General features: G+C 42.1%; 12 protein-coding genes. All 12 read right to left on the bottom strand.

The genetic code is table 11. The annotated features are described in order from the left end of the window. Positions 1-12: 12 nt before the first annotated feature. A complete protein-coding gene (locus BUA02_RS13745) occupies positions 13-1,536 on the bottom strand; it encodes a hypothetical protein (protein WP_072705235.1) in 1,524 nt (507 codons plus the stop codon). Between the two features lie 3 nt (positions 1,537-1,539). After that, positions 1,540-1,884, bottom strand: a complete 345-nt coding sequence (locus BUA02_RS13750; protein ID WP_071175327.1) for a DMT family transporter — start codon at positions 1,882-1,884, stop codon at positions 1,540-1,542. After that, on the bottom strand, positions 1,881-2,264 hold the full coding sequence (locus BUA02_RS13755) for a transporter (protein ID WP_071175326.1): 384 nt from the start codon (positions 2,262-2,264) through the stop codon (positions 1,881-1,883). Before BUA02_RS13755 ends, BUA02_RS13750 begins: the two co-directional genes overlap by 4 nt. Before the next feature lie 5 nt (positions 2,265-2,269). Then, the gene (locus tag BUA02_RS13760) at positions 2,270-3,241 is read right to left on the bottom strand and encodes an SGNH/GDSL hydrolase family protein (protein ID WP_072705238.1); all 972 of its coding nucleotides are present in this window, start codon (positions 3,239-3,241) and stop codon (positions 2,270-2,272) included. A gap of 15 nt (positions 3,242-3,256) precedes the next feature. Continuing rightward, entirely contained in the window at positions 3,257-4,354 is a 1,098-nt protein-coding gene (locus BUA02_RS13765) for a hypothetical protein (RefSeq protein ID WP_072705240.1), read from the bottom strand. A gap of 81 nt (positions 4,355-4,435) precedes the next feature. Further along, positions 4,436-5,896 (bottom strand): MBOAT family O-acyltransferase, encoded by a 1,461-nt coding sequence (locus tag BUA02_RS13770; protein WP_178297676.1) that lies wholly within the window; start codon positions 5,894-5,896, stop codon positions 4,436-4,438. A 101-nt stretch (positions 5,897-5,997) separates the two neighbouring features. Continuing rightward, positions 5,998-6,711: an IspD/TarI family cytidylyltransferase gene (locus BUA02_RS13775; protein WP_071175322.1), complete on the bottom strand. Its 714-nt coding sequence runs from the start codon at positions 6,709-6,711 to the stop codon at positions 5,998-6,000. 19 nt (positions 6,712-6,730) lie between these two features. After that, positions 6,731-7,573: a LicD family protein gene (locus BUA02_RS13780; protein WP_072705246.1), complete on the bottom strand. Its 843-nt coding sequence runs from the start codon at positions 7,571-7,573 to the stop codon at positions 6,731-6,733. Positions 7,574-7,712: 139 nt separating this feature from the next. After that, positions 7,713-8,504: a hypothetical protein gene (locus tag BUA02_RS13785; protein ID WP_072705248.1), complete on the bottom strand. Its 792-nt coding sequence runs from the start codon at positions 8,502-8,504 to the stop codon at positions 7,713-7,715. 159 nt (positions 8,505-8,663) lie between these two features. Continuing rightward, positions 8,664-9,959 carry a DUF6077 domain-containing protein gene (locus tag BUA02_RS13790; protein ID WP_330393349.1) on the bottom strand — a complete coding sequence of 432 codons (1,296 nt, stop codon included), beginning with the start codon at positions 9,957-9,959 and terminating at the stop codon, positions 8,664-8,666. 744 nt (positions 9,960-10,703) lie between these two features. Then, positions 10,704-11,321, bottom strand: a complete 618-nt coding sequence (gene udk / locus BUA02_RS13795) for a uridine kinase (RefSeq protein ID WP_071175318.1) — start codon at positions 11,319-11,321, stop codon at positions 10,704-10,706. Further along, complete coding sequence (locus BUA02_RS13800) at positions 11,311-12,798, bottom strand: hypothetical protein (protein ID WP_072705253.1); 1,488 nt, start codon at positions 12,796-12,798, stop codon at positions 11,311-11,313. Before BUA02_RS13800 ends, udk begins: the two co-directional genes overlap by 11 nt. Position 12,799: the final 1 nt, after the last annotated feature.

A 12,799-nucleotide genomic window follows, 5' to 3' on the forward strand; every position in this document is an offset into this window, starting at 1 on the left:
GTTAATACCTGCTCATTCCCACACTGTGTAGTCATGATCAAGTACATATATGGTATAAACGCCAACCTGCGCTGTTTCAAGCACCTCTGGTTCTACTCTGTCCATGAACTCATTAAAGTCCTGAGCAAGATAATCCGTCACCACATAGCAGGTAGGTCCTTCTTCTGATTTAACAGGAGGATACCAGGTGACATCAGTAAGCCACTTGCAGCCGTTCATGTCCTTCATGTTGTTGACTGCTCTGACTTTAGCTGTATTGTTACCCATAACGGTTATACAGTTTGCGTGGTCAAAAGAGCTGTAGCCATACTCGTAGCCTTTTTCATTCATCCAGGCTGCGACCTTATATACATCAAGATGCTCAGAATCATCATGTACCACAAGCTCATTATTAAATACCGTTGTCTGCAAGATTCCAAAGATCGCAATAAATACCACAAAGGCTTTGATGCTCTTATTCTTCACGTTCATGATAAAAAGAGCATTTCCAACTGCGATAGTAAATAGGAGCATTAGGAAATATCTGCCTGCAACTTCAACTGTAGTAAATGTTGTAAGAAGAAGGCTCACAACAAATCCTGCCGGGAAAAGAAGTACTGAAAATCTTACACTGTCCTCTTTTTCCCTTCCAAAGAGTTTGCCTAGAGCCATCAAATATCCAATAATAGCAGCAATTATGATAACAACTCTAAGAGTCCCGTAATTATCAAGAGCTACCATATCAACTATGCTGGGCCATACCTCTTCTCTGAATTTAGGAAGGGCGTTTCTGATATTCCTGCTGGCGCCAATGTTGTTTGATGATGTGAGCTTGGATGCAATGATAGACACTGCAGTCATCAGCACCACCCATGCAAAGATGTGCTTTCTGTCAAGCTTCCTGGTCTGGATCCTGAAGATAACTCTTTTAACAATTTCAAGTCCCAAGAGCGGGAAATATATAAAGAGGCATCCGTGCATGCCCTGAAGGCCGTTCACTACCGCAACCAGCATGGACAAGGTAAATACCCAGAGCTCCACTTTCTGTTTGCGAACTGCCCTGTTATAGAGCATCAGGATCATAAAAAGCGTAATAATGTGGCTTACGTAGTAGGATGCATAGACAAAGATCATCCTCTGCCATTCATCAGATGGCTTGGTAAACGCAAGGACCAGCAGGATGGATGAAAGAGCTGCAAGAACAGGAAAGCCCGTCTGCTTGCAGTAAAGTCCCATAACCACCAACATGATCACCATCATAACCGTACAGGAAATGCCCATTGCAAGATTTGCATCCATCCCCACAAGAGGATAGATAAAGGCTGCAAGGTTAGGCGTGGATATGAGTCTGATGGCTGTGGATGCGTACCAGGAATCTGGCTGAATGAAATTATTCTCATAAAGCACTGTAGCCAGCAATGTTTCTGATGCGATATCAGACTCCATCCTGGCTGTGTAGTGGCTTATATTGGCATTTGCAAAGACAAACACCAGCGATACTATTGAAGCTGCAAGTAGCACCGCCGCTATATATTCGGTCAACCTATCTTTTTTCATAATTTATCCCAATGCGTAGAATACAACTATACCTGAAAGAATCAGCACCATTCCTATAAATTTGCGAAGAGTAAACTTCTCCTTGAAGAAAACTCTGGACATGAACATTACGATAATGTATCCAATCGGTTCCATTACTACTACGCCCATGTATCCAAGGCCGTCATAGCAAAAGATCGAGATAGCCATTGATACTACAAGGAGGCAGTATCCACCGATAACAAGTGCATTTAAGTACTCTCTGATAAAGTTAGGGTACTTCTTGGTTGCGCTGAGCTTAAGGAGCATCTGTGATGATGATGCGATGATCTCAGCAAGGATCATCAGAAGGAAGTAAATATTGATCATTTCTCTTCCTCCTTCTCAGGCTCTTTTTCTGCAATAGCACCAGAATTCATAACGATAACTCCGGCTACTACTAGGAGTACGCCCACAACCTTAAATGGTGTTATGCCCTGGCTGAAAATAAGGAAATTCCAGAGCATAGACCACATGAGGGTCAGAGCTTTGTTGGCGTAAGCAACTGAAAGCTGGAATTTCTTGATCATCTGCTGCCAAACGATGGCATAAATTCCAAGGATCACGAACTCAAGGCCAAAAAAGGCGATGTATCCGAAGGATAAAAATTCATGCTTGGAGGCAAGATTTGCCGCAACTGTTGAAAGTGAGTAGATCACAACTGCGCTCTGAAGGAGCAGTAAGTCTACAACTCGTATCTTCTTTTTCATTAAAATCAGTTCTCCTCGTTTCCGTTTGAAGGATAGATTGCGCTCACGAAGTGCTCTGCGATGTGGGCGTTACATTCAGCGTTTACGTGAATGTTATCAAGAAGCCATGTGGAGCTGTTGTCCTCATGGATCGTTCCGTAGTAGTTATCAATAAAGGACACACCGGTTGCTCCTGATACATCGATCATGAACTGAAGGTATGTTGTGAGCTTGCCGTTTCCAAAATCATATCTGTCGCCGCTTACAAGGCTTCCTGTGCTGTCATAGGCATAACACATAGGAAAAGACATACATACGATCCTTATGTATGGGTACTTCTCCTGGATCATCTGTATTCCTGACTTGAGGGCTCCGCTAAATGTAACAGGGTCGCTGTCATTATCTGGATTCATACCAACTCTGAGATTGAGATAATCCTGAGCATTGTAATAGATAACCAGTGTATCAACCTTGCTAAAATCAGTCTCCTCAAGAGCTTCAGAACTTAAGATGTACTGACTGTCTTCAAAACTTCCAGTCTTATCCTTAAGTGGTGTAAAGTCCTCATTTACGATGCACTTAGCAACGTTGTAAAAACTATATGTATCAAGAACGTAATCATCACTATAGTCTGCGTTTTTAAGAGCAACTGTAGAGCCAGGGAAGCCTGCATTTATCACATTTGCTCCTCCAAGCTTTGAACCAATCTGCTTGACAACACCTGTATCTCCAACGTCATAAGTAATAGCATCATTTCCAAGGAAAAGAATTGTCTCGACACCGTCATCCTCATGTCCAGCCTTCTTTTCATCTGGAAGAAGGAATATCTGGTCAAGAACCTCAACCTCGTAGCTCTCTCCTGTAACACCCTCAGTCTTGGCTGTTCCCATGTTCCATCTGACAAGCTTGTAGATTGAGAATATAAGGACCAGCGCGATCACTGAAATTGCTGTAATATGAACCCATTTAGGTATAGTAAACTTTTCTTCGTTATCCATAGTTAATTTCCGCCTTTACCATTCTTTAGAAAAGAGCTCGTTATAATCGAAGCCATCTATCATCTGGCGCATCTTCGAAAGCTCTTTTGCCATCTCTTCGGATGAATGAATTTCGTAATTTCCATCCTTAAAGCATTCTACCATAAATCTATTGATTTCGGGCTTATAATGTGAATAGTCCGCATAGTTATTGAGGTCTAACGTCTCCTCCATATCCTGGAAATAGAACAGGTGCACATTGTCATAGGGCAGGAGCCTGTCAGCAACGTACTGATACTGCTTTAAGGTAGCCTCAAAGGTATTCTCCTGCATAACGTTGTGCCAATAGAGAATACTATAAGGTGGGAAAAAGAAATAAAACTCCGTATCAGGATGTGCCTCCACGAAAGGAAGGATGTTCACCTTGAGATTTTCCTCAGTCTGAGGGATCAGTTCCTCTGCCCCCAGTTCTTTTTCTACCTTCTCAGGTTCTTCATAAGTGTGCATAACCCACTGAATGTTGTAATATTCCGGAGTCCACCAGCTAAAGTAGATCTCTGAAAGGTCAGAGCCCTTCCCCTGGACCACAGGACGCATGATGTACTGAAAGAGCACGTCTTTATTAAGGACATACTTTACATCATTTACAATGTTTGCGTCGTACAGGTACTCAGGAAGCGGATACTTGGTAGTCTCCAGGTCTGCCGTCATGGTTGGAATGTCCATGGCAAAAAAGACTTTTTTAACAGGGCTGTTCTGCCTTGCGTAGCTACTTTCATCAAAGACGATAGACAGGATATTGTAGTCATCCTTTGGATAAGCGCCGCTGTAGCTAAGCTTCACAGTCTCTGTGCCTAGAAGCTCTTTGAAATCATCTGTATCAAAGTTAACTGTCATAGAAGATCCAATAATGCAGCCCTCATAGCACATGTTCCTTGCCATGCCCGGATTCTGGCTCAGCTGATTATCCACCACATAAGGAAAGCCTTTAAGAGGCGCGTGATAGTGGAAAAATGGATCCACGTAAATGATGGTGCCTGCAAACACCACAGCAATTGTGAGCATCCCCGCAACAAACAGTATGAACAGATTTCTATATGTTCTGTTTTTCTTTTCCATTTTGTTTTCTTTCATCTTTTTATCCACAAATCTCTTTGTATCTCAAGCGTTTGTCCACATATCTCTTCGTATCTCAAGTGTTTGTCCACATATCCATCAGAAATTCATATAAAGGAATGTGCTGACTCCCGCAAAGCTAACGATAGTCCAAGCAAGCAGCACTATTGTTAAAAAAGTTGTCTTAAGGCTTATCTTGCACTCTTTTGCGTAAGCGATGGCATTCTTGCCAAAAAAGATCACTACCGCGCTGCCTATGAGGAACATCCACAGACAGATATCCCACGCAAAGCTAAGCTTCATGATAGGTGTGACCTTTATGATGTACCACAGCTCGTCCAACTGGAAGCTTGCTGCCATACTGATGGCGATTGGCTTCTTGCCGCCTGTGAACATTCTTGTGAAAAGAAGTATCGCATCCGAGAGGGTCTCTGCTCTAAAGAATACCCAGGCTGCAGTTACGTAAATGAAGGTGAGGATGATTTTGATCCCCTTGATAACTGAGTTTCCCTGTTTTGCTGTTGCTCCTTGTTTTTCTACATTTGCCGTTGTCTTCTGTCCTGGTTTTTTCTGCACAAGTCTTGTGATCACGTACAAAATGCCGTGCATGGCGCCCCACACAATAAAGGTCCATCCACTTCCATGCCAAAGGCCACTAAGTAGGAAGATGATCATGAAATTCACATAGGTTCTAACTGCACCCTTTCTGTTACCTCCAAGTGGAATGTACACATACTTGGTAAAGAACTTTGTAAGAGTGATATGCCATCTTTTCCAAAAATCTATGATGTTCACTGCCTTGTAAGGTGAATCAAAGTTAAGTGTCAGGTCAAAGCCCATCATCATGCAGATTCCTGTTGCCACGTCGCAATAACCACTAAAGTCAAAATACAGCTGAAATGAATAAAATACCGCCGTAAGGATAGTCTCCAGGCTTCCAAGCATAGCAAGGTTTTCAAAGCCGTAATCAACTGCTTTTCCAATAGTATCTGCAAGGATCACCTTCTTGAACATACCAAGGGATATGAGAAGCAGCGCTCTAAGAATCGTCTCGTAATCAAATTTAGTTTTTACGGACTTCTTAAGTTCTTTTACAAAATCGCCGTAGCCCATTAAAGGTCCCTGAAGAAGCTTAGGGAAGAACATAATGTAGGTCAGATACTCAAGAGGCCTGAATTCATCGATGTCGCCACGGTAGTAATCCACAAGGTATGAGATCTGATTAAAGGTGTAAAAGCTGATAGCCACAGGGAAAAATGTGCCGCTGAACTTAAAGAACAAAAGAAGGGCAACGTTAACAAAGATGCCTGCAAAGAGCCAGAGTTTTCCACTGTCTGCTGTTTTTTTGGTATCTTTATCCACAGAATTATCTGCATTTGCGCACTTGCTATTTTCTGAATCATTTTCGACTTTTGCAGTCTTTACTTTATTTACCCTCATGACGTTGATGGCATTGATGTTCCACAGAATGCTGATTGCAAACACCACTGCATTCTGGTAGCCGAAAAAAGCATAAAAAACTAACGAACCTGCTACGGTCCAGCCCTGTAGCAGTTTCATTAGTTTCTCATCATCTCTAAAGTTCCTCTTTATGAGGTAGTATCCAATTATAAATACCGGCAAAAAGGCCAGCATAAAACTGTAAGAATTAAAAAGCATTTTTATTTGAGCCACTCACTTCTCTTACTGATAAGAAGTGCCTTAAAAATATCGATATCATCAACAGTTGTAAGCTTTATGTTCTTTTCAGAGCCTTCGGAAAAGAAGACTTTTTTACCCATTTCGATCATAAGTGTGCAGGAAGCAACTGATCCTGTAATGCCCTTCTTGAGGGCTTCTCTGTGGAGTTCACAGATCTCACCCAGCTTAAAGCCCTGTGGAGTCTGAGTTCTCTTAAGTTTGTCTCTAGAATAGGTCTCCTCTGAGCTTGCGCCGTCCTCAGTTGTGAGCATAGCCTCTGCGCAAGGGATTGCAGTGATGGCGTTACCGTACTGCTTGGTCTTCATGATGCAGTCGGAAATGATCTCCGCTGAAACCATAGGTCTGATGGCGTCGTGGATCAGCACGATATCGTCCTTTTCAAAAAACTTTTCAAGCTCGTATACTCCGTTTCTGATAGAGCCCTGGCCGTTCTCTCCGCCAGGTACAATGTGCTCAAGCTTAGTAATATTAAACTGTCTTGCATAAGCAGAGAGCATCTGCTCCCAGCCCTCAACACATACAACAGCGATAGAGTCTATCTCCGGATGATTCTGGAACGCCTCAAGAGTATAGACGATTACTGGTTTTTCATTTACTGTTAAAAACTGCTTTGGAATATCCTGATGCATTCTTGCACCAGTTCCACCTGCGATAATAAGTGCGATTGTTTTCATAACTTAATTCCTTATAAAATTACTTGATAATATTTACGTGCATTGGAACTCTCTTGTCCTCTGGTGGAAGCGCCATAAAGTTGCCATATGTCTTTGTAAGCCACTTGTCGTGAAGCTTTGGAATAGGGAACTCTTTTCCCCTGATAATTCCTGTGTCTGGTCCATCGATCAAATGCTCTGGTCCAAAATCAAGGCCCCAATACCTTGGATCTGGCTGCTCATTTGATATGAAAAGAGTCTTCTTTTCCCCATGAACTTCCGCAAGTCCTCCAAGAGTCTGAAGTTTAATGTACTGTCTTGCGATTACCTTAAATGGAATCACGCGTCCGATTCCAGCAAGAACCTTGGCTACAGTCTTCATAGCGCCGTCAAACTTGCTGTAATCAATATATGGTCTGTGGCCCATGGCAAGGGCGTAGAGGAATTTCATCCTTGTAAGCTGCCACTTGTGGTGCCCAGCCTCGATATCAAACACGAAAAGGTCCAGTGTTGGGTGAGAGTATCTGTTCTCGTAAAAGTCCTCTGCACCAAAGCTTGTGCCTTCGTATGTAAGATCCTGATCAGCAATCTTAGTGATAAAATCAAAGAACTGTGGGTACTTCTCAAATCTAAGGAGCTTAAATCTCTTGTCTGCCTCTGATTCAAAGACCTCAAGGAACTTCTCATAGTCTTTTCTCAAAAACAGGATGTCAACGTCATCATCCCATGGAATAAAGTCCTGGTGCCTTACAGCCCCAAGGAATGTGCCTCCATGTAAAAAATACTGAATGCCGTGCTTCTTGCAGATTCTATCTACTTCGCAAAGCATAGCAAAATCAGATTCATGCACTCTGTCTAAATATTCTTGTACTTCTTTTTCCATAAAACTACTTCTTTCGTAAAACTAACAATTATTATAATCAAATCCATGAACTCAAGATATTTCATGTTCCATCAGACATTCATGTCCTGACACATATTCATGTTCAGTCACATATTAATGTTCCGTTTCTTGGACTTTATTATCCATTAAATGCTTCAACCTGCGGATCTTCGTAGATTGTGTAGCCATCAATATTGGCTCTTATTGTCAGCCCTTCGTCAGTTAGGCTTCCTTTTATCGTTCTATTGTCTGGCATCACGATATATGTGCACTTGGTCTGCCTTGTGGCTTCTACCAATTCCTTAGCGTCGATAACTTCAGGCTTTTCCATAGCCTCATAAACTGCATTGTAGTAATCCCACTGAGTTACCACCATCTCGCGGCCAAAAGGCATCAAGATATCAGTATTGTACTGCCTTACAAAGTGCACGAGTTCAGATGGGAATGCAGCGCGTACTCTAGGCTCCCCCTCTGCTGGTGCGATCTCATCCACAATGTCGATAACGTTCTGTGGAATGTGATAGGCATTTTCCGCCCTTTGCATATACTGATTCGTATAGACAAAAGAGCCTGTGACAACGATGATCAGCAGGATCACCGGAAGAAGGCATCTCCTTACAGTATCTCTTTTCACACGAGAAAGAGCTCTTGTAGCCGCGTAGCCAATGGTCACATAGGTTGGTATCAGCCACATAATGCGGTAGTAAGTATCCTTACCATCTTCAAAAGCCGCCACATAGACAATCTTGGTGATCGGTAACAGGAACCCCGCAAGGATCATCAGCGGCAATATTCCAAACAATATTTTCTTTTTCAGGTCTTTTTCTGAGGCGATGAGGTATATGGATGATATGATCAGAAGCGCCAGTATCGCGCCATTTCCACCATATAACTTAAGATCGACCCAGCATTCCATAAATATTCCGTACATATAAATGCTCCGTAATCTATGTGATTTTTGCTGTGTTTTGTATAGTTAGTTGTTCTATTTCAGGTTAACTCTCTTTTAACTGGTCAGTTTTCTTTTGCCAAGTTAAGTGTCCAATGACTGGTCAGTTCTTTTTTGCCAAGTTAACTGTCCAACGACTGGTCACCGGCTCCAGATTGACAAATACAGCGCCAGATAAACAAAATTAGGTATCACGCAGATAAATGCACCAATCAGGACTTTCCAGTCTTTTTTGATGAAAAGAAGTATCAGCGTAAGAAGTCCAATAAGTCCTGTTGCAAATATTACACCCATTGCTGTGCACATTCCAGCTAGCATGTTTACAAATATCAGCATTATCCAGCCGAAGGAAGATGTAGATATTTTCTGCCTGATTCCAGCCTTGGCTACTACCTTCTCTGTAGTATGTTCTACACCAGCACTGTCTGTCTTTTCTTCCTTCTTTTCATCTGTCTTGTCTTCCTTCTTTTCTTCTTTCGTTTCTTCTGTCTTGTCTTCCTTCTTTTCCATCATTTCCAGGAAGATCCAGAAGATAAGAGGAAATACCAGGTTGCATACTATAGCCTTACCCTGCCATGTTCTCATAAGGAAGAACGTAGCTGGTGTGTGGATCGACACGTTTCCAAACATCAAAAGGAAACTTACGATTATCATGAATACAGGCACAAACTCCTGCTTCTTTCTAAATAAGCTCTTACCAATCTCCACATAAACAAGATAAACAAGTGGTATCACTATCAGCGGTATAACCGTATGTGACACGATCGTTGCATGAACGCCTGAAACCTTGGCAATGAACGCAATCCACATTGTAATAACCGCCAGCGCATGCCTAATATCAAGAGATGTAGATATTCCTGTGTATGGCAGGATAGTGTTCATAACATCTGCCTGCTGTGCAAGAAGTGACTCAACAACGTAGTAAGCGTCATCCCCATCAAAACTTGCCATTAGCACTGCCATCACCATCTGGAATGCAAGGAGAGCAAAGAAAATTCCCCAGTAAATGCAGGTTTCTATCTTGTGCTTCTTGGCAACGTCTGGATCTGCAATTTCAAGTTCATCACTGCTTACGCTACTTCTAGATGCTACATTCATTCCATTGTTCTTTGTATCATTTATTCTCTCATCTTTTTTCTGTATGTAGAAAAGCTTGCTCAGATCCTTATCCTTGAATATCGCTAATACTGTCTTGATAATTCCCGGAATCATCAGCGCCCACGCCAAGATTACATAATACTTCACGCAGTAACTGAACGCATTGTACATGATCTTTGTCATGCAAGGTATGGCAATAATTTCGAAGCCTGCAACGTAGATAAGGAAGCCCAGAACGAACGTTATGCCCAGTCTTCTCTTTTCTTTAGGAAGTATGAAGTTAAATGTAATTCCTACCATAAGTGGTGCTATAAGTAACCAAAATATCAAGCTCACCACTCCAAATATGCTCTGCAACAAGTGTTACTCCTCCATCTCCACGACTAATATATATAACTTGCTGGAATCGTTTTACCTGCAAATTTTATTTTTTCCCGGTTGCAGGTAACTCTCCGCCAGCCTTAGCACATATTTGCTAGAAAACCTTTACCTGCAAGTTTTATTTCTTCCCGAATGCAGGTAACTCCCCGCATGCCTTAGCATAAATTTGCTCAAAATCCTTACCTGCAAGTCTTATTTTTTCCCGGATGCAGGTAACTCTCCGCAACTCTATACCTAAATTTGCTCAAAATCCTTACCTGCAAATCTTACTTTTTCCCGGATGCAGGTAACTCTCCGCTAGTCTATACCTAAATTTGCTCAAAATCCTTACCTGCAAGTCTTATTTTTTCCCGGATGCAGGTAACTCTCCGCAACTCTATACCTAAATTTGCTCAAAATCCTTACCTGCAAATTTATTTTTTACCCGGTTGCAGGTAAAATGAGCCACAACCTCCGTCCCTAGGGCTCAAAAAATGGACCACTAACCCCGTCCCCCAGGTCCACTTCCTGCTTTCACAATAGTTCATGTAGCCTATAGTTTGCAATGGGGGTGTGGGTTTACAAATCAATTCACGGTCTTTAAATTCGTCGGTACTTAGGTGATGTTCTTTATCACCTTAGTACCGCTACGAATTTAACGAAGCGGAAGCGTCCGTGAAGTGGTTTGTAAACCACAACCCCATTGCAAACTAGCGTGCTTCCTCAATCCATCATGTGCTTCAAGTGTTCCTCGAGGATTGTGATACCCGTGATGTTCTCGCCGCCGCGAGGGATGATGATGTCAGCATACTTCTTGCTTGGCTCTACGAACTGCTCGTGCATTGGCTTAACAGTCTCAATGTACTGAGTAAGGATTGAATCAATGCTTCTTGCACGCTCCACCATGTCGCGTCTGATACGGCGAAGTAATCTCTCGTCAGCGTCAGTCTCAACAAATACCTTGATATCCATCAGATCTCTAAGCTCTTTATTTTCAAGGATCATGAATCCCTCAATAATGATGAGCTTCTTGGGCACGATGTGCACTGTAGCATCAGATCTGTTGTGAATAGTGTAGTCATAAACCGGCATATCAATTGCTTCGTTGTTCTTGAGCTTCTTGATATCCTCGATCATAAGGGCAGTATCGAATGCCTCTGGATGATCGTAGTTAAGTCTTGATCTGTCTTCGTAAGAAAGATCATTGTGTGCCTTGTAATATGAATCATGGCTGATGACAACAATATCATCTCCAAATTTCTCTTTGATCATGCGAACGATCGTAGTCTTACCAGATGCTGTTCCTCCCGCAATTCCTACTATTGTTACCTTATCGTTCATAATTACCTCCATATGATCTGTAATAATCGTGAGAAAGGATCTCACCTGTCTCACTGTCAAATATTATAAGCTGAATATCTTCAGCAGCATGTCCATCATCGTACAAGTAGTTTGTATCTTCATCGTCGACAGGACTTAAGATTCTATAGTACTTCTCTACAAATCTATAGTAGAGATTGCCCATAGATGTTGGAACGCTCTCCAGGATCTCGCCTCCTTTAGCGTCGTAGACCTTGCCTGAAGCACCGTCTTTGATAACGATATAAGCACTGTTATCAGTTGAAACTTTGCCTGTCTCAGCCACATCATCAATGATATGCATCATGGCTACATCGTGATATACACCAGAATCCTCGTTTACATAGAGGATAAAGCTGTATCCATCAAGCTTTAAAAGATTGAGCTTAACATAGAGATTGTCCTCATCAAGAACCATGTCATCAAGCTCAGCCTGAAACTTCTCGGCATTATCTTCCCAATGTGAATATTCAGGATCTCCTCTGTGGTCAATAAGGTCTCCTGTATTAGAAAGCCACTCTCCCATATAATCTGTAACCTTTGTAGCTCCGGTTACATTCAAGTGTCCGTGGTCATTCAGATCAGAATAAAGATCTACCACATCAAGTTCCAGCATATTCAAAAATGGAACATCGTACTCAGCTGCGATCTCGCCTGCCTTAACAGCTGCTGCCTTGTCACCGGTCTCAGCTGCAAATGGATAATAGGTCACTACTACGCCGATTCCCTTATCCTGGCACAGCTCGATGATCTTCCTTAAGTACTCACATCCAACTGTATCCTCTGTCAAATAGTCTCCCTCTGTAGCCTCAGGATGCATAGGAGGATCGATCTCAACCTTATATCTCATCTCTCCGCCAAAGAGCTGATTTCTGTCAGCAGTTCCAGTAAGAGTCTTGAAATCATTGGCTGTTAAGTTCTGCCATCTATTGTGATAAACAATAAAGTCGTAGAGGAACTCATTCTTTGTCTTTTCATCAGAAATAAGATCATCAATAGCCTTAACCTTAAGGTCATTGTATGGCCAAACATCCATATTTAAGTGAAGCTGCTCGACAGAGGTGTTGATGTCATCATCCTCGTACTCTTCTCTGTCATCAAGATACTTGACATTCTTCTCGATCATGTAGGTATCAACTACAACCCACTCAGGAGTCATATACTCAAGACTCTCCCTAAGCTCCCAATAGGTTGCCTGAAGAAGTGAACCGTGTCCGCCCATGTTGTAGGATGTGTATCCATAATCGTCATAAAGAACTACCGGATTGATGGCATTTATTACATGAGATGAACCGATGAAAAGAACATCAATATGTCCTTTCTTAGATTCACTCAAAAAATCTGCATACTTATAATCAGAGTCCTTGCGCCTGAGTACCACTGTTGACGCAAAGATGCATCCGCCAAGTATCAAAAGAAATATTACAATTTTAATAGTGTTAAAAATAGTCTTTTTCATT

Origin of the sequence: Butyrivibrio hungatei DSM 14810, from assembly GCF_900143205.1 — a bacterium.
Classification (GTDB): Bacteria; Bacillota; Clostridia; order Lachnospirales; family Lachnospiraceae; genus Butyrivibrio; species Butyrivibrio hungatei.

Excerpts from the sequence above, each read along its gene's own strand:
- BUA02_RS13765 (WP_072705240.1), bottom strand. The coding sequence starts at position 4,354 with ATGAAAGAAAACAAAATGGAAAAGAAAAACAGAACATATAGAAATCTG.
- BUA02_RS13750 (WP_071175327.1), bottom strand. The coding sequence starts at position 1,884 with ATGATCAATATTTACTTCCTTCTGATGATCCTTGCTGAGATCATCGCA.
- udk (WP_071175318.1), bottom strand. The coding sequence starts at position 11,321 with ATGAACGATAAGGTAACAATAGTAGGAATTGCGGGAGGAACAGCATCT.
- BUA02_RS13800 (WP_072705253.1), bottom strand. The coding sequence starts at position 12,798 with ATGAAAAAGACTATTTTTAACACTATTAAAATTGTAATATTTCTTTTG.
- BUA02_RS13780 (WP_072705246.1), bottom strand. The coding sequence starts at position 7,573 with ATGGAAAAAGAAGTACAAGAATATTTAGACAGAGTGCATGAATCTGAT.
- BUA02_RS13770 (WP_178297676.1), bottom strand. The coding sequence starts at position 5,896 with ATGAAACTGCTACAGGGCTGGACCGTAGCAGGTTCGTTAGTTTTTTAT.
- BUA02_RS13775 (WP_071175322.1), bottom strand. The coding sequence starts at position 6,711 with ATGAAAACAATCGCACTTATTATCGCAGGTGGAACTGGTGCAAGAATG.
- BUA02_RS13755 (WP_071175326.1), bottom strand. The coding sequence starts at position 2,264 with ATGAAAAAGAAGATACGAGTTGTAGACTTACTGCTCCTTCAGAGCGCA.
- BUA02_RS13760 (WP_072705238.1), bottom strand. The coding sequence starts at position 3,241 with ATGGATAACGAAGAAAAGTTTACTATACCTAAATGGGTTCATATTACA.
- BUA02_RS13745 (WP_072705235.1), bottom strand. The coding sequence starts at position 1,536 with ATGAAAAAAGATAGGTTGACCGAATATATAGCGGCGGTGCTACTTGCA.
- BUA02_RS13785 (WP_072705248.1), bottom strand. The coding sequence starts at position 8,504 with ATGTACGGAATATTTATGGAATGCTGGGTCGATCTTAAGTTATATGGT.